The organism is Streptomyces paradoxus, from assembly GCF_014202475.1.
GTDB lineage: Bacteria > Actinomycetota > Actinomycetes > Streptomycetales > Streptomycetaceae > Streptomyces > Streptomyces paradoxus.
In genome coordinates, this window is record NZ_JACHGV010000007.1 from 388472 (window position 1) to 408711 (window position 20240).

Consider the following 20240-nt stretch of genomic DNA (forward strand, 5'->3'; position numbering starts at 1 on the left):
GGCCCGGCCGGCCGGCGCACATGGTTTTTCCGCCGGTGACGCCGGGTGTCATCTCCGCGCGAGCAACCGGAGCTGGACCAGGCCCAGCCAGGTCTCCGGGCCGGGCTGGACGCTTGCCGCGCGCACGGCGTACCGGCCCGGCTCCAGCGCCACCCGCACGTGGTCCGACCCCGACGGGTCGGATCCCGGCCAGGCCGCGTCGAACAGGAGGACCGTGCCCGGCACCTCCCAGTGGACGTCCGGCTCCCACTCCGCGCCGTCGATCGCCGCCGGGACGCTCGCCAGCAGTTCGTCCTCGGAGCTGCCGGCGCGCCACCGGACGAGCACACCGTGGTCGGGCAGGTAGGCGGTCGAGGCGGGTTCGTCGCCCAGGACCAAGGCGGTGCAGTCGCCGACCGGGAGGAGGCCGACGTGGCCGTCCACCTCGCAGGCCCGGTCGTAGTCCGAGGCCGTCTCCTCGCCGTCGGCGCCCGCCCAGAACGGCAGGACGGTCTCCGGTACCGCTATGAGCGGCCCGCCGCCCGACTCCACCCATTCCACTGCGCCCGGCTCCGCGTATCGCACCATGGCGCAAGAACCTACAGGGTCAACTCGCGGCAAAAGATCGGGGGTTCAGCAGCCGCAGTCACCGGCGTCCGCAGGCGACGTCAGCGGGTCCGGGGCCCGGCGCTCGCGACCCTGCCAGGTCTCGAACGCCAGGCCCTCGCGCACCCAGTACTCGAAGCCGCCGAGCATCTCCTTGACCCGGTAGCCGAGTTCGGCGAGGGCGAGGGCCGCCCGGGCGGCGCCGTTGCAGCCGGGGCCCCAGCAGTACGTCACGACCGGCACCGACCGGTCGAGGAGCTGCCCGGCCTGCTCGGGGACCAACACGGTCGGCAGGTGGAGCGCGCCGGGGATGTGGCCCTGGTCCCACGCCTCGGCGGAACGCGAGTCGACGAGGACGAAGCCGGGATCACCACCGGCACCGAGTGCGGCGGCGACGTCGGACACGTCGGTGTGGAAGGCGAGACCGGCGCGGAAGTGGGCGGCGGCCTCGGCGGGAGCGGCGGGGGCGACGCGCAGGACGGGGTTCACGGTGGTGGTCATGGGAGAGAAACTACGGGCGCCGACGCCGACCCTGAAGTGACGATCCCCGGTCCTGAGCTTGATCCGCCGGGGATTCCCCTGCTATCCCTCGGGCATGACCGAGTATTCCCCGGACGCCACCGACTGGCGCATCCTGGACGTCCTCCAGCGGGACGGCCGGGCCAGTTTCGCCGACCTGGCCCGTGCGGTGTCGATGTCCGCGAGCGCGGTCACCGAGCGGGTGCGCCGCCTGGAGGAGGCCGGGGTCATCCAGGGCTACGCGGCGGTGGTGGACCCCGAGCGGCTGGGCCTGGCGATCCTGGCGTTCGTGCGCCTGCGCTATCCGAACGGCAACTACAAGCCCTTCCACGACCTCGTCGCCGTCACCCCCGAGATCCTGGAGGCGCACCACGTCACCGGCGACGACTGCTTCGTCATCAAGGTCACGGCCCGCTCGATGCGCCACCTGGAGGAGGTGTCGGGGAAGATCGGGGCGCTGGGTTCGGTGACGACGAGCGTGGTGTACTCCTCGCCCCTCCCCCGGCGGCCGCTGGGCCGCTGACTCAGGCGCCGCGCTGGCGCAGCGCCGACCCGGACCGGCCCTTGACGACCTCCAGCTGGGCGTGGATCCGCCGCCGCAGGTCGGGGACGTGGCTGACGATGCCGACGCTGCGGTCGCGTTCACGCAGGGAGTCGAGGACGTCGAGGACCTCGTCCAGGGTCTGGTCGTCGAGGCTGCCGAAGCCCTCGTCGATGAAGAGGGTGTCCAGCCGCACCCCGCCCGCCTCGTCCGTGACGACGTCCGCGAGGCCGAGGGCCAGGGCCAGCGAGGCGAAGAACGTCTCACCGCCCGACAACGTCGCCGTGTCGCGTTCCCGGCCGGTCCAGGCGTCCACGACGTGCAGTCCGAGCCCGCTGCGGCCGCGTCCGGTGCGGTCGTCGGAGTGGACGAGGGTGTAGCGGCCGGACGACATGCGGCGCAGCCGTACGGTCGCGGCGGCGGCGACCTGCTCCAGCCGGGCCGCCAGGACGTACGACTCCAGGCGCATCCGGCGTTCGTTGTCCGCCGAGGTGCCGGCGGCGAGACCGGCCATCCGGGCGACGCGGTCGTACTCCTCGCGCAGCGGCGCCAGCCGGCGCACGGAGGCGGCCGCCCGGGCCGACAGCCGGTCGAGTTCGGCGCAGCGCCTGCGGGCGGCGTCGTGGGCGGAGGCGGCGTCGCGCAGCCGCCGGTCCGCCGCGTCGGCCGTCCGCTGCGCCGCGTCCGGGTCGGCCTGCGGCTCGCGGGCCGCGGCGGCCGTGTCGGCCTCGGCCAGGACGGCCCGGACGGCGGCCTCCTCGTGCTGCCAGGCGTCCAGGCGGTGTTGCAGCTCGCGGTGGGCGGCGGGGTCGAGGAGGGCGGCGGCCGCTGCCTGCGGCGTCTCGAAGCCGGCGCGGAAGGCGGCGTCGGCGAGCCGGGCGTCGGCGTCCTTGAGCCGCTGGGCGCTGTCCTCGGCGGCCCGGGCGGCATCGGCGGCGTCCGTGAGCAGCGCGGTCCGCCGCTCCAGCTGTGCGGCCCGGGCGGCGACGCTGTCCAGGGAGCCCCGCGCCCGGTCCAGCTCCTCCTCCAGAGCGGCCCGTTCGCGGTCCAGCCGCTCCCGGTGACCGACCCGGGAGGCGGTCCGTACGGCGGCCTCCTGCCGGGCGGCGAGGCGCCGTTCGTGCTCGTGGCCGGCCTGCCGCAGGCGCTCCTGCGCGGCGTGCAGCTGGGCTGCCGCGCTGCGGGCCCGCGTGTATCGCTCCTCCAACTCCTCAGCCTCTTGAGCCAGTTGGATGGTGGGGGTGTCACCGGCCTCCGCGGAGGCGGCGGCCAGTGCCTCCCGCGCGACCCCGAGGCGCCGCTCGTCCTCGGCGCGCTGTTCATCGGCGCGCTGGTAGGCGGTGAGGGCGTGCTCCTCCGCCTCGCGGCCGACGTGCCCGGCGACCTTGCGGGCGGGGGCGGGGTGTTCGGTGGCGCCGCAGACGGCGCAGGGTTCGCCGTCGGTGAGGTTCGCGGCCAGTTCGGCGGCGATGCCGTTCAGGCGCTGTTCCTTGAGGTCGAGCCAGTGCTGCTTGGCCCGCAGCGCTTCGTCCTGTGCGGTGCGGACCCGTTCGACCGCCCGGTCCGTGTCCTGGGTGAGCTGGTCGCGCAGGCGGGCCGCCCGCAGCCGCTGCCGCGCGGGCTCGCGCCGTTCGGCGAGCTGCTCGGCGAGGGCGGCGTCCTTCTGGGCGGAGTCGACCCCCGCCTGGAGGGCGGTGCGCCTCTCCTCCCAGCCGTCGAGCCAGGCCTCGGCGTCCTGCAGGAGCTCCGCGTCGGCGTGCTCCTGGCGGTCCAGGCCTGTGCGCTCGTCGAGGAGTTCGGCCAGCCGCCGCTCGGCGCGGCGGGCCGAGTCGAGTCCGCCCAGTTCCTCGGCGGTGCGGCGGGCGGCGGAGGCGAGCCCGGCCGCACTCGCGTCGGCGAAGGCATCCGGCAGCAGGGCACGCGCGCGTGCCTCGGCGGCGGCTGCCCGGCGGTGTTCGGCTTCGGAGGACTCCCGCAGGTCCAGGGCGGGCGCGACCGCTTCGGCCTTGCGGGCCCGCTCCATGAGCGCCTGCGCCTCCCGGTAGGCCTCGGCTCCCCGCTCCAGACTCGCCGCCCGCTCCCGTGCCTGGGCGAACCGCCGCTGGAGCCGGGCCCGTTCGCGGACGTCGTCCAGGACACGGCCGGCGGCTGCCTGCGCGGACTCGGCCGCGGTGAGCGTGCACGCGGCGACGGTGAGCTCCTCGCGGGCGGTGCTGCGGGCGACGGCGGCCGCGCTCAGGACGGCCTCGGCGAGTCCCGGTTCGCCCGGGGCGAGTGCGGGCAGCTCCATGGCGTCGCCCGCGGCCTGCTGCATGCGGTGGGCGTCGGCCAGCAGCTCCGCGTCGCCGTCCCGCACCTGGGTCTCGGTGGCGCGGCGGCGCTCGGCGAGGCGCTTCTCGACGTCGGCGAAGCGGCGGGTGTCGAACAGGCGGCCCAGCAGCTTGCCGCGGGCCTCGGCGTCGGCGCGCAGGAACCGGGCGAAGTCGCCCTGCGGCAGCAGCACGACCTGGCAGAACTGCTCCCGGCTCATGCCGAGGAGCTGGGTGATCTCCTCGCCGATCTCCTGGTGGGAGCGGCTGAGGTCCTTCCAGGCCCCGGCCGTCGCGTCGTACTCGCGCAGCCACGTCTGGGCCTTGTCCAGAGTGGTGCCGGTGCCGCGCTTCTTGGGGCGCTCCCAGGGTGGCTGGCGGGTGACCTCCAGGCGGCGTCCGGCGACGGTGAGGTCGAGGGTGACCTCGGTGCGGGTCGCGGGCGCGGCGTGGTCACTGCGCAGGGTCGCGCCCTGCCCGCCGCCCTGCCGGGCGCCCGGCACCGAGCCGTAGAGGGCGTAGCAGACGGCGTCGAGGACGGATGTCTTGCCCGCGCCGGTGGGGCCGTGCAGCAGGAACAGCCCGGCGCTCGACAGCCCGTCGAAGTCGACGGTCTGGGTGCCTCCGAAGGGCCCGAAGGCGGTGACCGCGAGCCGGTGGAGCCTCACCGGGCCACCTCCCGTACGGTCTCGTCGGCGCGCACCGCGTCGAACGCGTCCCGCAGCACGCCCTGTTCGTGCGCGTCGGGGCCGGCGCCGCGCACATGGGCGACGAAGTCCTCGGCGATCTCCTGGTCGCTGCGGCCGGCGAGACGCCTGGCGTACGACACCTCGGACTCGTCGTCGTCGCGGTCGGGTTCGAAGACGAGGCTGAGCGTGTGCGGGAAGCGGGCGGTGAGCCGGGCCATCGGGTCGGCCGGACGGACGGGATCGGTGAGGGTCGCCTCGACCCACGCCTCCTCGTGCGGGGTCAGCTCCGGGCCGGCGAGCAGGTCTTCCAGCGTGCCGCGGATCCGGGCCAGGGCGCGGGGCACCGGGCAGTCGACGCGCTCGGCGTCGACGGTGCCGTCCGCGGCCAGGTCGACCAGCCACATGCTCTTGCGGTGGGCGGCCTCCGAGAAGGAGTAGGGCAGCGGGGAGCCGGAGTAGCGGACACGGTCGGTGATGGTCTGGCAGCCGTGCAGATGCCCGAGCGCCACGTAGTCGACGCCGTCGAAGACCCCGGCCGGTACCGCGGCGACGCCGCCGACGGTGATGTCCCGCTCGCTGTCGCTGGGTTCGCCGCCGGTGACGAAGGCGTGCGCGAGGACGACGGAGCGGGTGCCGGGCGGGCGGGCGGCGAGGTCGGCGCGGACCCGGTCCATGGCGGCGGCGAGCACGGCCTCGTGTCCGGCCTTCTCCACTCCGAACTCGTCCTTCACCAGGGCCGGTTCGAGGTAGGGCAGCCCGTAGAAGGCCACCTCCCCGTGGGTGTCGGCCAGCACCACGGGGGTGCCGGCCGCCGACGGCTCGGTCCGCAGATGGATGCCGGCCCGCCCGATCAGCCCGGCGCCGACGCCCAGCCGGCGGGCCGAGTCGTGGTTCCCGGAGATCATCACCGTGGGCACGCCGAGAGCGGCGAGGCGGTGCAGGGCGTCGTCGAACAGCTCGACCGCGGCGAGCGGCGGCACGGCACGGTCGTACACGTCTCCCGACACCACCACCGCGTCCACGGCCCGCTCCCGCACGGTCGTGACGAGGTGGCCGATGAACTCGGCCTGGGCGCCGAGCATGTTCACCCGGTGGAAGGCCCGGCCGAGATGCCAGTCGGAGGTGTGCAGCAGCCTCAAGACGCCGCCCCCGCCTGCATGTCTCCCCCTGCTGTCGTTCTCCACCGGCACGAGCCGGTCCCGCCCGCTGTCAGACCCACCACGCTAACGCGTGTGGACCCCTGGTCCACCACGAACCCCGGACGGCCACGCCCATCCGACGGCAATTCTTGGTAAATGTCGCAACTGTGCTGTGAAACAGGTCATTCCACCCGGCAGGCTCCGCCGGGCCGGGGATGGCCTCCTGTTCGGTTCCGAAACCGCCGTCAGGCGTCCCCGTACGCCTCCCCGCCCGGTTCGAAGCCGGCCGTCCCGGCGGTGGCGTCGGCGAGCCAGGACCGGAAGGCGTCCACATCGGCGTCCGGGAGAGCGATCTCGATCGTGACCGCCTCCCCGTAGCGCACGTCGCGGACTTCGCGCCCGCCGGTGCGCAGGTCGTTCTCCAGCTTGCCGGCCCGCTGGTGGTCGACGGTGACCGTGGCCAGCCGGTACCTGCGGCGGGTGCGGGTGCCGAGGGTGTCCAGAGCCTCGCCGACCGCCCCGCCGTACGCCCGGATGAGCCCGCCGGCGCCGAGCTTGACCCCGCCGAAGTAGCGGGTGACGACGGCGACGACGTACCGCATGTCGCGGCGCAGCAGCATCTGGAGCATGGGGACGCCGGCGGTGCCGCCCGGTTCGCCGTCGTCGCTCGCCTTCTGGACGGCGGCGTCGGCGCCGATCACATAGGCCCAGCAGTTGTGGGAGGCGTCGGCGTGCTCCTTGCGGACCGTGGCGATGAACTCCTGTGCCTCCTGCTCGGTGGCCGCCGGGGCGAGGGCGCACAGGAAGCGGGAGCGGTTGACCTCGGTCTCGTGCACGCCGGCGCCGGCGACCGTGCGGTATTCGTCCTGCATCCGGCCAGCCTAATCGCGTGGCCGCCGGCGTCCGGGCGGGGCGGCCGGCCGGGGCCGCCGGGACCTCCGCTACGAGTGGGCCACGACCTCGCCGGCCGTGACCTGGGGCGGATTGGGCAGCAGCTCGGCGAGCCGGTCCCGGACGAAGCCGCCCGCCCTCGCGGTCGACTCCTCGGCGCCGGCCCGGTCCTCGAAGACCCCGGTCGACACCATCACCCCGCCGCCGGCATCGACGAAGTAGTAAGCCACGAACCCCTGGACCTGGCGCAGGAGCGGCAGGAACTCCTCGTTCACCCGGCGTCCCGCCTCAGCCGGGTCGGTCACCCCTTCGTACCGCCGAATCACCGCGTGCATGGCTGCTCTCCTCCTGGATGGGACGGCCGTTCTTCGCAGACGGCGTACCCGCCGCGGCAGGTGCGCGCAGCGCGAGCCCGGCGCACATCACCGGAACGGACCCATACCGGAGCGGGGCCCCCGGCTACTTCTTCTTGCCCCGGGGCACGGTCACGGAGGTGAGCAGCGCGGCGTCGGGCGCAAGGGCCCGCCAGGCGGTGCCGCGCCAGGTCAGTACGGCGAACGCCGAGGTGGGGAACTTCGTACGGACCCGTTCCAGGGTGTCGTCGAGGCCGTCACCGGCAAGGGCCAGGACCAGTTCCTCCAGCCCGGGGTTGTGCCCGATCAGCAGCAGCGTCTCCACCTCGGCGGGCACCTCGTGGACGACGGCCAGCAGACCGGCCGGGCCGGCGGCGTACAGCCGCCGGTCGTACCGGACCGGCGGGGGTGTGCCCCACTCGGCGGCGGCCAGGTCCCAGGTCCCGCGGGCGCGGACGGCGGTGGAGCACAGCGCGAGGTCCGGCAGGAGGTCGGCATCGGCCAGGGCCCGCCCGGCCGCGGGGGCGTCCCGGCGGCCGCGCGGGGCGAGGGGGCGTTCGTGGTCGGCGACGTCCACGGGCCAGGCGGACTTGGCGTGCCGCAGCACGACCAGGCGGCGCAGGGGGCCTGCTCCGGCGCGTTCGATCATGACGGGGCTCCCAGATCGCGGGTGAGGTCGAGGCCGAGCAGCCGGTCGGCGTAGGCGTACGTCTCGAACCGGGCGCCGTCGGCCAGGTCCGGCTCGGTCTCCACATGGCGCAGGACGTCCAGCACGCCGGGTACGTCCAGGTCGTCCTCCCAGGCGTCGCGCAGTCGGCCCCGCACGGCGTCGGGAATCGGCCGTGAGGGCTCCCGTGCCCAGCGGGCGACCGCGCCGCGCCAGCGTGCGAGGGTGGCGCGGGCGTCGGCGAGCCCGGCCTCCTCCAGCCGGACCGGGTCGCTGTGGTGACGGGTGATCAGGGCGAGGCGCAGGGCGGCCGGGTCGAAGCGGTCCGGACGCCCCGGCTCCACCGGCGCGACGGCGATCCGCACCCCGTCGGGCGTGTCCCCGCCCCCGGCGGTGACGTGGACGGCCTGGGCCTCGCCCAGACCGGCGCCGACGTCGGGGCTGTCCTCGAAGGGGCGGATGCCGAGCGTCGCGGCGTCTGCGCGCAGCTCCGCCTGGCGGCGGCCGCCGGTCAGCAGCGCCCACACCGGTGTGCCGCCGAGTTCCAGGGTCCTGACGAGCAGGTCGCCGACGAGCAGCACCCGCAGGTTCGTGGCGTCGGAGCCGGACGCGTGCACCTCGACACGGGTCAGGCCCCGGCGGGCCGGGGCGGCGTCGACCGGCTCGCCGGTCCGGTCGTCGATGATGCGCAGCACGAGGTGAGCGTAGGCGGGCGGGTGGCCGCACGCAGGCAGGTTCAGCGTTTTCCGGCCGCCGTGGCGCGATCGCCCCACCCGGGGCGTGCCCGGCCCTCTCCTTTCACACCAGCGTGCCCAGGAACCGCACATGGGGCCGCCCCTCGGGCCCTTCGCGGCTGACGGCGGCCCGCACCCGGTACACCTCGGCGATGAGCTCCGCCGTGAGGACGTCCCCCGGGGTGCCTCCCGCCACGACCCGCCCCGCGCACAGCACGACGACCCGGTCGCAGTACATCGCCGCGAGGTTGAGGTCGTGCAGGGCGACGACGGTGGTGACGGGCAGGCCCGTGACCAGGGTGAGCAGGTCGAGCTGGTGGTGGACGTCGAGGTGGTTGGTGGGCTCGTCGAGGAGGAGTTCGCGGGGTTCCTGGGCGAGCGCGCGGGCGATCTGCACCCGCTGGCGTTCGCCGCCCGAGAGGGTGTGCCAGAGCCGGCCGGAACGGCCTTCGAGGCCGGTGCGTTCCAGGGCCGCGCGCACCGCCCGTTCGTCGTCGGCGGAGGCGGGCGTCCAGGCGCGGCGGTGCGGGACGCGGCCGAGCCGCACCACGTCCTCGACCGTAAGCTCCACCTGGGTGTCCGACTGCTGCTCGACGACGGCGAGGCGGCGCGCGACCGTGCGGCGGGGCAGGTCGCCCAGCGGTGCGCCGTCGAGGGTGACGACCCCGCAGGCCGGCGCGAGCAGCCCGGCCAGCAGCCGCAGCAGGGTGGACTTGCCGGAGCCGTTGGGGCCGAGGACGCCGACCGTGGAGCCGGTCTCGGGCGCGAGGGTGACGCCGTCCAGGATGAGATGCCCGTCGGCACGGCGGCTGACCCGGTCGGCCCGCAGCCCCGCTCCCAACCGGGCGCCCGTGCCGCTCACCGTGCCCTCCGCGTCCGGTACAGCACCGCGACGAACGCGGGTACCCCGATCAGCGACGTCACGACCCCCACCGGAACCTCCTGCGGTTCGAGGACCGTTCGGGCGAGGGTGTCCACCCACACCAGGAAGACCGCTCCCGCCAGGGCGGTGACCGGCAGCAGCCGCGCGTGCCCCGGGCCGGTCAGGGCACGGGCGGCGTGCGGCAGCACCAGTCCGACGAAGCCGATCGCCCCGGCCGAGCTGACCAGCGCGGCCGTGAGCAGGGCCGTGACGCACAGCAGCACCAGGCGGGTGCGGGCGACGGACACCCCGAGCGCGGCCGCCGCGTCCTGCCCGAAGGCGAAGGCGTCGAGGGTGCGGGCGTACGGCAGGCACACCGCCAGTGCCACGGCCAACGCGGCCAGGCACAGCCACACGTCGGTCCAGCCGGCGCCGCCGAGCGAGCCGAGGAGCCAGAACAGCACGCCGCGGGTCGTCTCGGCGTCGGCGGAGGTCATCACGACGAACGAGGTGAGCGCCGAGAAGAGCTGCATGGCGGCGACGCCCGCGAGGACGACCCGGTCGGTGGTGCCGCCGAGGGTGTGGCTGAGCAGCAGGACCAGCGCGAACGACAGCAGGGCGCCGAGGAACGCGCCCGCGGACACCGATATGGCGCCGCCGCCCGCGCCGAGCACGACCACGAGGACCGCTCCGGTGGAGGCGCCCGAGGACACCCCGAGCACGAAGGGGTCGGCGAGCGGGTTGCGCAGCAGCGACTGCATCACCGCCCCGCAGACGGCGAGTCCGGCTCCGCACACGGCCGCGAGCAGGGTGCGGGGCAGCCGCAGCTGCCAGACGATCCCGTCCCGGATCGGCGTCAGCTCCGAGCTGCCGAGTCCGAGGCGGGCCGCCACGACGGACCACACGTCGGCCACCCGGATGTCGGCGGGACCGATGGTGATGGCCACGGCGAGGGAGGCGGCGAGAGCGATCGCCCCGGCCGCGCCCAGCGCGAGCCCGGTCCCCCGCCGGGGCCGGGCCCCGGCACCCGGCACGCTCCCGGTGGTCACTTCACCAGCCCGAACCGGCGCAGCCCGGCGGCCACCTGCTCCACGCCCTCCACGGTGCGGATGGTCGGGTTCATGGCCTGCCCGCTGAGCAGCACGTACCGCTTGTGCCGGACGGCGTCCATGTTCCGGGTGACCGGGTTGGACTCCAGGAACGCGATCTTCTTGGCGGCCGACTCGGCGGTCTGCGACTTGCGGGTCAGATCGCCGATGACGAGGACGTCGGGGTCGCGGTCGGCGACCGTCTCCCAGTTGATCTGCGGCCACTCCTCGTGCGTGTCGTCGAAGACGTTCTTCGCGCCGAGGGCCCGGGTGATGATGCCGGGCGCTCCGCAACAGCCCGCCATGTAGGGCGAGTCGGAGTTCGCGAACCAGTACAGGAGGGTGACGTCGGAGGCGTCGGTGCCCGCGGTGGCCTTCTTCATGCGCTGCCGGAGGGAGGCCACGAGTGCGTCGCCGCGTTCCTTCACACCGAACACGGTCGCGAGGTCGCGTACTTCGCCGTAGACGGTGTCGATGCCCAGGGCCTTGTCGCGTTCGCCGTCGCCGCCGCCGGAGTTGTCCTTGCCGGCGCAGTCGGACGGGGAGACGTAGGTGGGCACGCCGAGCTTCTCGAACTGCTCGCGGGTGGCGACGCCGCCCTTGCCGAGGGTGGAGACGAAGCTCGCGGCGACGAAGTCGGGTTCGGTGTCCAGGACTCGTTCGAAGGAGGGGTTGTTCTCGGCGATGCGCGGCGCCTCGGCCTCGTCCTTCTCCAGCCCCTTCATCACGGGGTCGGTCCAGGTGGCCGTGCCCGCGAGGCGGTCGGCGAGGCCCAGGGAGAGCAGGATCTCGGTGGTGCCCTGGTTGAGGGACACGGCGTGCCGCGGCGGGGCCTTGACGCGGACCTCGTGCCCGCAGTTGGTGAGGGTCACGGCGGCCTTGGCGTCGGTGGACGCGGTGCCGCCGCAGCTTGTCAGGAGCAGGGAGCCGGCCGCCAGCAGGACGGCGGCACGGGCGGGTCGGGCGAGGGGCACGGAAACCAGTCCTCAGGCGTCGAGGGCTCATGCGCGGAGCCCGGTCGTACGGTGCTCCCCCGCCGCATGCGGCCGCGGGGGCCGCCAGCAGGTCTTCGGACTCGGGTTCACCCGGATCGGGGCGCCTTCCCGGACGTCCGCGAGGGAGTCCAGTGGCCGAGGCCCCGCCCGTCCCCCTCACCGCTGCGCGTCAGTTCCGGATTCACACCGGATTCCCTGACCCACGTACATGGGTTCGACTGGCCTCGGCAAGCTATCACGGGGCATACGGGGAATCACCGGGCACCCGAGGCCGTTGGACGGAGAGCAGTGCGTCCACGACTTGCGAGGAGGCCGCCGGTGTACGGCGACGAGGCAACGGTCCGCAGGATCCTCACCGAGCTCGGCGACACCTGGGCCGTGGTCGGCCTGTCGTCGAACCGGCAGCGGGCGGCGTACGGCGTGGCCGCCGTGCTCCAGCGCTTCGGCAAACGCGTCGTGCCGGTGCATCCGAAGGCGGAGACGGTACACGGGGAGAAGGGGTACGCGAGCCTGGCGGACATCCCCTTCGACGTGGACGTCGTCGACGTGTTCGTGAACAGCGACCTCGCCGGGGCCGTCGCGGACGAGGCGGTCGCCAAGGGCGCGCAGGGCGTCTGGTTCCAGCTGGGTGTCATCGACGAGGCGGCCTGGGACCGGACCCGCGCGGCGGGCCTGGAGATGGTGATGGACCGCTGCCCGGCGATCGAGATCCCACGGCTGTCTCATCACCGCGTACAGGAATCCTGAAGCGTTCCCCACGAAATACCCGCACCCGGTCAAGGGTGCACAACTCGCCTTCTGCGGCCGGCCGGCCGATTCCTAACCTGAGGCCTCTTGCTCCCCGAACTCGCCGAGTTCATCTTCGAGAGGCCCTGTATTCATGGAAAGAGACGGCCTGCGCCGGGATGTCGGGCTGATCGGGCTCATGTGGGCGTCGGTCGGTTCCATCATCGGCTCGGGCTGGCTGTACGGCGCCGAGAAGGCGGTCGTGGCGGCCGGACCCGCGGCGATCCTGTCCTGGCTCATCGGCGCCGTGGCGATCGTGCTGCTGGCGCTGGTGCACGCGGAACTGGGCGGCATGTTCCCGGTCGCGGGCGGCACGGCCCGCTATCCGCACTACGCGTTCGGCGGGCTGGCCGGCATGTCCTTCGGCTGGTTCTCCTGGCTCCAGGCGGCGACCGTGGCACCGATCGAGGTCGAGGCCATGATCGGCTACGCCGGGCACTGGCACTGGGCCCAGGGCTTCCAGCACGCGAAGGACGGGACGCTGACGACGAGCGGCTTCGTCGTAGCCGTCCTGCTGATGGCCGTGTTCGTCGTGGTCAACTTCCTCGGCGTACGGATACTGGCGCACACCAACAGCGCCGCCACCTGGTGGAAGGTGGCCGTGCCACTGGCCGCGATCTTCATCATCGCGGCAGGCAACTTCCACCCGGGCAACTTCACCGAGCACGGCTTCGCCCCGTTCGGCGCCCACGGCGTGCTGAGCGCCGTCAGCTCCAGCGGCATCATCTTCGCCCTGCTGGGCTTCGAGCAGGCGATCCAGCTGGCGGGCGAGAGCCGCGACCCGCAGCGGGACCTGCCGCGCGCCACGATCGGCTCGGTCGCCATCGGGGCGGCCATCTACGTCCTGCTCCAGATCGTCTTCATCGCCGCCCTGCCACTGGGCGCCTTCGCGCACGGCTGGACCAAGCTCGACTACCCCGGTATCACCGGCCCGTGGGCGGGTCTCGCGACCCTGGTGGGCCTCGGCTGGCTGAGCGTGGTGCTGTACCTGGACGCGGTGGTCTCCCCGGGCGGCACCGGCCTGATCTACACGACGGCCACGTCCCGCGTCTCCTACGGGCTGGCCCGCAACGGTTACGCGCCGAAGCTCTTCGTCCGCACCGACGCGCGCGGCGTGCCGTGGTTCGGGCTGATCGTGTCCTTCGTGACGGGCGTGGTCTGCTTCCTGCCGTTCCCGAGCTGGCAGCAGCTGGTCAGCTTCATCACTTCGGCGAGCGTGCTGATGTACGCGGGCGCCCCGCTGGCCTACGGCGTCTTCGCGGACCGGCTGCCGCACCGGGCGCGCCCCTACCGCCTGCCCGGCGGGAAGGTCCTCTCGCCGCTGTCGTTCGTGGTGGCCAACCTCATCATCTACTGGTCCACCTGGGACACCCTGTGGCGGCTCGGTGTGGCCATCGTCCTCGGCTACGTCCTGCTCGGCGGCTACGCCTGGTACGCCACCCGCAAGGGCCTGCCCGACGCGCCCCGGCTCGACTTCAGGGCCGCCCAGTGGCTGCCCGTCTACCTGCTGGGCATGGGCGTCATCTCCTGGCAGGGCGGCTTCGGCGGCCAGGGGCACCTCGCGCTGTGGTGGGACATCCTGGTCGTCGCGGTGTTCTCACTGGCGATCTACTACTGGGCTCGGGCCTCGGCCTCCGTGTCCGGGGAGATCGAGCGGAGCATCGAGGAGGTGGCCGTCACGGAGGTGCCCGTCCACTGAGACCGGCCTCCATAATGTGCCGCATGACCCACGTCTCACCGCCCGCCGACTCCGGCGCCCCGCAACGCTTCCCGGTCGTTGTCGTGGGCGCCGGTCCGGCAGGTCTGACCGTCGGGAACATCCTGCGGGCCGGGTCCGTGGACTGCCTGGTGCTGGAGACGGAGACCCGCGACTTCATCGAACAGCGGCCCCGGGCCGGGGTCATCGAGGAATGGGCCGTACGCGGCCTGGAGAAGCGGGGCCTCGCCCGCAACCTGCTGGACCGCGCGGAACTGCACACCGCGTGCGAGTTCCGCTTCGACGGGGAGCGCTTCCGTTTCCCCTACGGCGAGCTGACGGGCGGTCACCACTTCGTCTATCCGCAGCCGTTGCTGGTGACGGACCTGGTGCGCGAGTACGCCGACGTCCGGGGCGGACAGATCCGCTTCGGGGTCCGTGACGTGCGGATCCACGACGTCGACACCGAACGGCCATGGGTGTCCTACACCTGCCCGGAGACGGGTGAATGCCAGGTCGTGCACTGCGACTTCGTCGCCGGCTGTGACGGGGCGCGCGGGGTGAGCCGGGCCTCGCTCCCGCCCGAGCGGGTCCGGATCGCGCGCCACGACTACGGCATCGGCTGGCTGGCCCTGCTCGCCGAGGCGCCGCCGTCCGCCGACTGCGTGCTGTTCGGCTGCCACGCGCGCGGCTTCGCCGGCCAGATGCCCCGCAGCCCGGAGGTGACCCGCTACTACCTCCAGTGCCCGCCGGGCGACACTCCGCAGAACTGGCCGCACGAACGTGTCTGGTCGGAGCTCCGGGAGCGGCTCGGGGCGTCCGGTGTCGCCCCGCTGACCGAGGGGCGGCTGATCGAGAAGCGCGTGCTGGAGATGCACGACTACGTGGTCGAGCCGATGGTGCACGGCCGGCTCCTCCTCGCCGGCGACGCGGCCCACCTGGTCGCCCCCATCGCCGCCAAGGGCATGAATCTCGCCCTGCACGACGCCTTCCTGCTCGGCGACGCCCTGGTCGCCCGGCTGACCGGCGGGGACGACAGCGGCCTCGACGGCTACGCGGAGGCGTGCCTGCGGCGGGTGTGGGACTACCAGGAGTTCTCGCAGTGGCTGTCCGAGCTGTATCACGGCACGGCGGCGGGCGACCCGTTCCGCGCGGGCACCACGCTCGCCCGGCTGCGCCGCCTGTTCACCTCGCCGGCGGCGGCCGCCGCCTTCGCCGAGCAGTATCTGGGGACGGCCGCGCGGTACTGACTCAGTCGTGCGGCGGGCGGTCGCTGAGGCGGTGGTCGGCCACGTTCAGCGCCTCGCCGACGAGCCGGCGCAGATGCCCGTCGCGGAGTGAGTAGATCACCCGGCGGCCTTCCTTGCGCGTGCTCACCAGGCCCGCGAGGCGCAGGCGCGCCAGGTGCTGGCTGACGGCCGGCCTGGCCGCCCCGCACGCCTCCGTGAGCGTCGTGACGTCGGCCTCTCCCCCGGTCAGCGCGTGCAGCAGGGTGAGCCGGGTGCGGTCGCCGAGCAGGGCGAGGAGCTCCGCGGCGAGGGCGAACTGCTCCTCGCCGGGGCTGCGCGGGTGCGCATCATGCGCAGATGACAGGTGCATGCGTGCGCTCATACGCACATAATGGCGCCACGGCACGGGTACGTCCACTCTCGCGCGCACCGGAAGGGGATCCACGTGAGCGACCGGCACGAGCACTCCCACTCGCACGACCACACCCACGGGCACGGCCACACCCACGGGCACGGCCACCGCCACGGCCTGCGCCACCGGATGACCCACCTCCTGGCCCCGCACTCCCACGAGACGGCCGACAAGGTCGACTCCGCCCTGGAGTCCTCGGCCCGCGGGATGCGGGCGCTGTGGGTCTCGCTCGCCGTCCTCGGCGTGACGGCCCTGGCCCAGGCGGCCGTGGTGGCCGTCTCCGGGTCGGTGGCGCTGCTCGGGGACACGGTCCACAACGCCGCCGACGCGCTGACCGCCCTGCCGCTCGGGATCGCCTTCGTACTGGGCCGGCGCGCGGCCACGCGCCGTTTCACCTACGGCTACGGGCGGGCCGAGGACCTGGCCGGTCTCGTGATCGTGCTGACGATCGCCGCCTCCGCGGCCTTCGCGGGCTGGACGGCTGTGGACCGGCTGCTGGATCCCCGCCCGGTCGCCCACGTCCCGGTGGTCGCCGTGGCCGCCCTCGTCGGCTTCGCGGGGAACGAGTGGGTGGCCCGCTACCGCATCCGCGTCGGCCGCTCGATCGGCTCGGCCGCGCTGGTCGCCGACGGCCTGCACGCCCGCACCGACGGATTCACCTCGCTGGCCGTGCTGCTGGGCGCCGGAGGCTCCGCCCTCGGCTGGCAACTGGCGGACCCGGTCGTCGGGCTGCTGATCACCGCGGCGATCGCACTGGTGCTGCGGGACGCGGCCCGGGAGGTGTTCCGACGGGTGCTGGACGCCGTCGACCCGGCCCTGGTGGACCGGGCCGAGCGGGCGCTGACCGAGGTGCCCGGGGTGCGCGGGGTGGGTGAGCTGCGGCTGCGCTGGATCGGCCACCGGCTGCGCGCCGAGGTGGCGGTCGTGGTGGACGGTGACGCGACGGTGCGCGAGGCCCACCGCATCGCCGTGGACGCCGAACACGCGCTGCTGCACGCCGTGCCGCGCCTGACCGCGGCCCTGGTGCACGCGGATCCGGAACCGGCCCCGGGCGAGAGCGACCCCCATCTGCCGCTGGCCCACCACGTCGCGGCGTAGGTCAGGAGACTCCGAGACCCTCCAGCACCACGGCATGCGGCAGTTCCGCGAACGCCTTGCCCGGGACCAGCAGCTTGCCGCGCCGCCGGCCGCTGCCGACGAGCACGTACGGCAGGTCGACGACGGCCGCGTCCACCAGGACGGGCCAGCCGTCCGGCAGGCCGAGCGGGGTGATGCCGCCGTACTCCATGCCGGTCTCGCCGGTGGCCGTGTCCATGGAGGCGAAGGAGGCCTTGCGGGCACCGAGCTGGCGGCGCACCACGCCGTTGACGTCGACCCGGGTGGTGGACAGCACGACGCACGCGGCGAGCGTGGACTCGCCGCCTCGCTTGCCCGCGACGACCACGCAGTTCGCGGACCGCTCCAGCAGGTCCTGCCCGTAGTGCTCGACGAAGGTGGCGGTGTCGGCCCACTCCGGGTCGGTGTCGACGTAGACGATCTGCTCGGCCGGGACGCTGCCCCGCCAGTGGCGTACGGCGTCCGCGACCGGGGCGGTGAGTTCGTCGAGGCAGGCGGGGGCCGGGCGGGCGTCGTCGAAGTGTCCGATGGGTGCGCGCATGGCCGCACGGTAACAACAGCGCACCGGCGGCGGGCCGGGCGTCTCAGGTCACGGGCGGCACCGAGACGGCCATGACCATCTCCATGGGCACGTCACCGGTGTTGCCGTAGGTGTGCGGGACGTTGGCCTCGAAGTGGACGCTGGCGCCCGCAGGCACCCGGTGCTCGACGCCGTCGACGGTGAGGGTCAGTTCGCCCGCCGTGACGTGCAGCAGTTCCGTGGTGCCGGCGGGGTGCGGGTCCGACGGGCTGCTCTCGCCGGGCATGAGCCGCCAGTCCCACATCTCCAGCGGGCCGGGCGCCTCGGTGCCCGCGAGGAGGCGGTTGTAACTGCCGGCGTCGGTGTGCCACAGCCGTACGGCCTGCTCGGCCGGGACGATGCGGACGTTCGGACCCTGCTCGTAGTCGAGCAGGGTGGTGATGCTGACACCGAGCGCGTCGCCGATCTTGACGACGGTGCCGAGGCTGGGGTTGGTGCGGGCCTGCTCGATCTGGATGAGCATGCCGCGGCTGACGCCCGCCCGGGCGGCGAGCACGTCCAGGGTGAAGCCGCGCACCGCGCGCCAGTGCTTGACGCTCCGCGCCAGGGACTGGGTCAGCAGGTCGAGGTCCGACACATTCCGTCCAATATTCTGTATGACACAGTGCAGCGGACTGCACTATGGTGTGGTTGACCTGATCGTTCACTGAACTGTACTGCGAGGTATCCGCCCCATGACAGCGCTCTTCGCCCTGGCCACCAGCCTGTTGTGGGGACTGGCCGACTTCGGCGGCGGTCTGCTGACCCGGCGCACGCCCGCGCTCACGGTGGTCGTGGTCTCGCAGTCGATCGCCGTGGTGGTGCTCGGCGCCCTCGTGGTGGCGACCGGCGGCTGGAGCGAGGCGGGGCCGCAGCTGTGGTTCGCCGTCGCGGCCGGGCTGGTCGGGCCGGTGGCGATGCTCGCCTTCTACAAGGCGCTCGCGCTGGGCCCGATGGGCGTGGTCTCGCCGCTGGGGTCGATCGGTGTGGCCGTGCCGGTCGGGGTGGGCCTCATGCTGGGCGAGCGTCCGGGCCTGCTGCAGTTCGTCGGCATCCTGGTCGCCGTGGCGGGAGTCTGTCTCGCCGGCGGCCCCCAGTTCCGCGGCGCCCCCGTCCAGCGTCAGGCCATCGCCCTGACCCTGCTCGCGGCGTTCGGCTTCGGCGCGGTGATGGCCCTGATCGCCGAGGCGTCGACGACGCTGACCGGCTTGTTCCTCGCCCTGTTCGTCCAGCGGGTGACGAACGTCGCCGCGGGCGGTCTCGCGCTGTTCGTGTCGGTGCGACGTGGCGGGCGCGCCCTCCCCGCGGACGGCTTCCCCTGGCGCACCCTGCCCGCCCTCGCCTTCGTCGGCCTCGCGGACGTCGCCGCCAACGGCACGTACTCGATCGCCGCGCAGCACGGCCCGGTGACGGTGGCCGCCGTGCTGGCCTCCCTGTACCCGGTGGTGACGGCCGTGGCCGCGCGGGGCGTCCTGCGCGAACGGCTGCGGGCGGTGCAGGCCGCGGGGGCGGGACTGGCCCTGGTGGGGACGGTGCTGCTGGCGTCGGGCTGACCGGACCGTCAGGAACCCGGCTCCAGTTCCGCGAGTCCGGCCGCCGCCTCCTCGTCCAGCTCGGCCAGCCGGGCCGCCGTCTCCTCGTCCAGGTCCGCCAGCGCGTTGAGCTGCTCGGGGGTGACGCCGTCCGGTATCGGCACCGGCGCCGGGGTGCGCAGCGGCGGCTGCCAGCCGTCGGCGGGGGTCCAGCGCCGTACGACGCGGGCCGGTGCGCCCGCCACCACACAGTGGTCGGGCACCGCGCCCCGCACGACCGCACCCGCGGCCACCACCACGTTCCGCCCGATCCGGGCGCCCGGCAGGATCACCGCTCCGGTGCCGATCCAGCAGCCGGGCCCGATCTCCACCGGCTCCATGCGCGGCCACTGCTTGCCGATCGGCTGGTGCGGATCGTCGTAGGAGTGGTTCGTGGAGGTGACGTAGACGTACGGGCCGAAGTAGCAGTCGCTGCCGATCGTGACCGTCGTGTCGGCGATGACGTGACTGCCGCGGCCCAGCACGACGCCGTCACCGATGCGCAGAATCGGGTCCGGGCCGAGGTCGAGGTCGGGCATCAGGCCCGCGGTGAGGGTGACCTGCTCGCCGATGATGCAGTAGCTGCCGAGGTGGATCCAGGGCTCGCCGAAGACCGTGCCGAGCGGGAAGGCGAGTCTGGTACCTGTTCCCATCGTGCCGAACCGGTAGCGGCCGGGGTGCTCGGCGGTGACGGAGCCCGTGCGCTGCACCCAGGCCCAGCCCGCGTGGACGGCGCGCTGTGTGAGGCCCCGCCGCCAGGATGAGAACGTGTTCTTGCGCTTCGGCACGAGCTCACGGTACTCAGCGGTAGCTCCGCCCGCGGCGCCGGAGGCCTGTGATCTTCGCCCCACCGGGTGGCGTACGGTTTGCCCGTTGTCTACGACGCTGGGAGGCGGGCATGGGTCAGCGGGCGATGATCACGGGGATCGGCGGCAGGGAGCCGGAGATCGACGGGACGGCGTTCGTGGCGCCGACGGCGTCGGTGATCGGGGGCGTGACCCTGGGCGCGGGGGCGAGCGTCTGGTACGGAGCCGTGGTGCGCGGCGACGTCGAGGCGATCTCCGTCGGCGCGAGCAGCAACGTCCAGGACAACTGCACCCTCCACGCCGACCCGGGGTTCCCCGTGAGCGTCGGTGAGCGGGTGAGCATCGGGCACAACGCGGTGGTGCACGGGGCGACGGTCGAGGACGACTGTCTGATCGGCATGGGCGCGACGGTCCTGAACGGCGCGGTGATCGGGGCCGGGTCGCTCGTCGCCGCGCAGGCGCTGGTCCCGCAGGGCATGGTCGTGCCGCCCGGTTCGCTGGTGGCGGGGGTGCCGGCGAAGGTCCGGCGGGAGCTGTCGGAGGAGGAGCGGCAGGGGATCACCCTCAACGGCACGATGTACGCCGAGCTGGCGAAGGCGCATCGCGACGTGCACGCGTAGGTTGTCCGGCGAGTGCGGGTGGTGGGTGGTTGCCCGCGCCCGCGCGGCGGAGCCGCATATGAGCACAGCCCCG

The 20240-nt window shown here is 73.8% G+C and carries 22 protein-coding genes and 1 riboswitch; of the genes, 7 read left to right on the forward strand and 15 right to left on the reverse strand.

Annotated features, from left to right (window positions below; translation table 11 throughout):
- Positions 1–48 precede the first annotated feature (48 nt).
- On the reverse strand, positions 49–567 hold the full coding sequence (locus HNR57_RS24390) for an immunity 21 family protein (protein ID WP_184562831.1): 519 nt from the start codon (positions 565–567) through the stop codon (positions 49–51).
- 45 nt (positions 568–612) lie between these two features.
- Positions 613–1086, reverse strand: coding sequence for a rhodanese-like domain-containing protein (locus HNR57_RS24395; protein ID WP_184562833.1), 474 nt, complete (start codon positions 1084–1086; stop codon positions 613–615).
- Between the two features lie 94 nt (positions 1087–1180).
- On the opposite strand from HNR57_RS24395, the gene HNR57_RS24400 reads away from it, so the two are divergent.
- The gene (locus HNR57_RS24400; RefSeq protein ID WP_184562835.1) at positions 1181–1627 is read left to right on the forward strand and encodes an Lrp/AsnC family transcriptional regulator; all 447 of its coding nucleotides are present in this window, start codon (positions 1181–1183) and stop codon (positions 1625–1627) included.
- Between the two features lies 1 nt (position 1628).
- On the opposite strand, the gene HNR57_RS24405 is transcribed toward HNR57_RS24400, so the two are convergent.
- From HNR57_RS24405 to HNR57_RS24445, 9 genes are all read right to left on the reverse strand, one after another.
- Positions 1629–4622: an AAA family ATPase gene (locus HNR57_RS24405; protein WP_184562837.1), complete on the reverse strand. Its 2994-nt coding sequence runs from the start codon at positions 4620–4622 to the stop codon at positions 1629–1631.
- Positions 4619–5782, reverse strand: a complete 1164-nt coding sequence (locus HNR57_RS24410; protein WP_184562839.1) for an exonuclease SbcCD subunit D — start codon at positions 5780–5782, stop codon at positions 4619–4621. The genes HNR57_RS24405 and HNR57_RS24410 overlap by 4 nt, the downstream gene beginning before the upstream one ends.
- Before the next feature lie 245 nt (positions 5783–6027).
- Entirely contained in the window at positions 6028–6654 is a 627-nt protein-coding gene (locus tag HNR57_RS24415) for a YigZ family protein (protein WP_184562841.1), read from the reverse strand.
- A 69-nt stretch (positions 6655–6723) separates the two neighbouring features.
- Positions 6724–7008 (reverse strand): hypothetical protein, encoded by a 285-nt coding sequence (locus tag HNR57_RS24420; protein ID WP_184562843.1) that lies wholly within the window; start codon positions 7006–7008, stop codon positions 6724–6726.
- A 124-nt stretch (positions 7009–7132) separates the two neighbouring features.
- Entirely contained in the window at positions 7133–7675 is a 543-nt protein-coding gene (locus HNR57_RS24425) for a SixA phosphatase family protein (protein ID WP_184562845.1), read from the reverse strand.
- Positions 7672–8388 carry a hypothetical protein gene (locus tag HNR57_RS24430; protein WP_313674592.1) on the reverse strand — a complete coding sequence of 239 codons (717 nt, stop codon included), beginning with the start codon at positions 8386–8388 and terminating at the stop codon, positions 7672–7674. Before HNR57_RS24430 ends, HNR57_RS24425 begins: the two co-directional genes overlap by 4 nt.
- Positions 8389–8491: 103 nt before the next feature.
- Positions 8492–9289 (reverse strand): ABC transporter ATP-binding protein, encoded by a 798-nt coding sequence (locus tag HNR57_RS24435; RefSeq protein WP_184562846.1) that lies wholly within the window; start codon positions 9287–9289, stop codon positions 8492–8494.
- Complete coding sequence (locus tag HNR57_RS24440) at positions 9286–10338, reverse strand: FecCD family ABC transporter permease (RefSeq protein WP_184562848.1); 1053 nt, start codon at positions 10336–10338, stop codon at positions 9286–9288. The genes HNR57_RS24435 and HNR57_RS24440 overlap by 4 nt, the downstream gene beginning before the upstream one ends.
- Complete coding sequence (locus HNR57_RS24445; protein WP_184562850.1) at positions 10335–11351, reverse strand: ABC transporter substrate-binding protein; 1017 nt, start codon at positions 11349–11351, stop codon at positions 10335–10337. Before HNR57_RS24445 ends, HNR57_RS24440 begins: the two co-directional genes overlap by 4 nt.
- A gap of 83 nt (positions 11352–11434) precedes the next feature.
- A riboswitch (cobalamin riboswitch) is annotated at positions 11435–11595 on the reverse strand.
- Between the two features lie 95 nt (positions 11596–11690).
- Here HNR57_RS24445 and HNR57_RS24450 point away from each other — a divergent pair.
- The 3 genes from HNR57_RS24450 to HNR57_RS24460 all read left to right on the forward strand — a co-directional run bounded on the left by HNR57_RS24450 (position 11691) and on the right by HNR57_RS24460 (position 15104).
- Positions 11691–12119, forward strand: coding sequence for a CoA-binding protein (locus HNR57_RS24450; protein WP_184562852.1), 429 nt, complete (start codon positions 11691–11693; stop codon positions 12117–12119).
- Between the two features lie 133 nt (positions 12120–12252).
- Positions 12253–13857 (forward strand): APC family permease, encoded by a 1605-nt coding sequence (locus HNR57_RS24455; RefSeq protein ID WP_184562854.1) that lies wholly within the window; start codon positions 12253–12255, stop codon positions 13855–13857.
- Positions 13858–13880: 23 nt separating this feature from the next.
- The gene (locus HNR57_RS24460; protein WP_184562856.1) at positions 13881–15104 is read left to right on the forward strand and encodes a 4-hydroxybenzoate 3-monooxygenase; all 1224 of its coding nucleotides are present in this window, start codon (positions 13881–13883) and stop codon (positions 15102–15104) included.
- Between the two features lies 1 nt (position 15105).
- Here HNR57_RS24460 and HNR57_RS24465 read toward each other — a convergent pair whose 3' ends face one another.
- Entirely contained in the window at positions 15106–15465 is a 360-nt protein-coding gene (locus tag HNR57_RS24465) for an ArsR/SmtB family transcription factor (protein ID WP_184562859.1), read from the reverse strand.
- A gap of 63 nt (positions 15466–15528) precedes the next feature.
- Here HNR57_RS24465 and HNR57_RS24470 point away from each other — a divergent pair, with 63 nt between their 5' ends.
- Positions 15529–16593 carry a cation diffusion facilitator family transporter gene (locus tag HNR57_RS24470; RefSeq protein WP_184562861.1) on the forward strand — a complete coding sequence of 355 codons (1065 nt, stop codon included), beginning with the start codon at positions 15529–15531 and terminating at the stop codon, positions 16591–16593.
- A gap of 1 nt (position 16594) precedes the next feature.
- Here HNR57_RS24470 and HNR57_RS24475 read toward each other — a convergent pair whose 3' ends face one another.
- Both HNR57_RS24475 and HNR57_RS24480 read right to left on the reverse strand, forming a co-directional pair.
- Entirely contained in the window at positions 16595–17152 is a 558-nt protein-coding gene (locus HNR57_RS24475; protein WP_184562863.1) for a YbaK/EbsC family protein, read from the reverse strand.
- Between the two features lie 43 nt (positions 17153–17195).
- Entirely contained in the window at positions 17196–17768 is a 573-nt protein-coding gene (locus HNR57_RS24480; RefSeq protein ID WP_184562865.1) for a helix-turn-helix domain-containing protein, read from the reverse strand.
- Between the two features lie 97 nt (positions 17769–17865).
- Between HNR57_RS24480 and HNR57_RS24485 the strand changes: the two genes are divergently transcribed.
- A complete protein-coding gene (locus HNR57_RS24485; protein ID WP_184562867.1) occupies positions 17866–18723 on the forward strand; it encodes a DMT family transporter in 858 nt (285 codons plus the stop codon).
- Positions 18724–18731: 8 nt separating this feature from the next.
- Here the strand turns inward: HNR57_RS24485 and HNR57_RS24490 are convergent, their stop codons facing one another.
- The gene (locus tag HNR57_RS24490; RefSeq protein WP_184562869.1) at positions 18732–19529 is read right to left on the reverse strand and encodes an acyltransferase; all 798 of its coding nucleotides are present in this window, start codon (positions 19527–19529) and stop codon (positions 18732–18734) included.
- 110 nt (positions 19530–19639) lie between these two features.
- Between HNR57_RS24490 and HNR57_RS24495 the strand changes: the two genes are divergently transcribed.
- Positions 19640–20167, forward strand: coding sequence for a gamma carbonic anhydrase family protein (locus HNR57_RS24495; protein ID WP_184562871.1), 528 nt, complete (start codon positions 19640–19642; stop codon positions 20165–20167).
- Positions 20168–20240 lie beyond the last annotated feature (73 nt).

Excerpts from the sequence above, each read along its gene's own strand:
- HNR57_RS24390 (WP_184562831.1), bottom strand. The coding sequence starts at position 567 with ATGGTGCGATACGCGGAGCCGGGCGCAGTGGAATGGGTGGAGTCGGGC.
- HNR57_RS24395 (WP_184562833.1), bottom strand. The coding sequence starts at position 1,086 with ATGACCACCACCGTGAACCCCGTCCTGCGCGTCGCCCCCGCCGCTCCC.
- HNR57_RS24400 (WP_184562835.1), top strand. The coding sequence starts at position 1,181 with ATGACCGAGTATTCCCCGGACGCCACCGACTGGCGCATCCTGGACGTC.
- HNR57_RS24415 (WP_184562841.1), bottom strand. The coding sequence starts at position 6,654 with ATGCAGGACGAATACCGCACGGTCGCCGGCGCCGGCGTGCACGAGACC.
- HNR57_RS24420 (WP_184562843.1), bottom strand. The coding sequence starts at position 7,008 with ATGCACGCGGTGATTCGGCGGTACGAAGGGGTGACCGACCCGGCTGAG.
- HNR57_RS24425 (WP_184562845.1), bottom strand. The coding sequence starts at position 7,675 with ATGATCGAACGCGCCGGAGCAGGCCCCCTGCGCCGCCTGGTCGTGCTG.
- HNR57_RS24455 (WP_184562854.1), top strand. The coding sequence starts at position 12,253 with ATGGAAAGAGACGGCCTGCGCCGGGATGTCGGGCTGATCGGGCTCATG.
- HNR57_RS24460 (WP_184562856.1), top strand. The coding sequence starts at position 13,881 with ATGACCCACGTCTCACCGCCCGCCGACTCCGGCGCCCCGCAACGCTTC.
- HNR57_RS24465 (WP_184562859.1), bottom strand. The coding sequence starts at position 15,465 with ATGAGCGCACGCATGCACCTGTCATCTGCGCATGATGCGCACCCGCGC.
- HNR57_RS24475 (WP_184562863.1), bottom strand. The coding sequence starts at position 17,152 with ATGCGCGCACCCATCGGACACTTCGACGACGCCCGCCCGGCCCCCGCC.
- HNR57_RS24485 (WP_184562867.1), top strand. The coding sequence starts at position 17,866 with ATGACAGCGCTCTTCGCCCTGGCCACCAGCCTGTTGTGGGGACTGGCC.
- HNR57_RS24495 (WP_184562871.1), top strand. The coding sequence starts at position 19,640 with ATGGGTCAGCGGGCGATGATCACGGGGATCGGCGGCAGGGAGCCGGAG.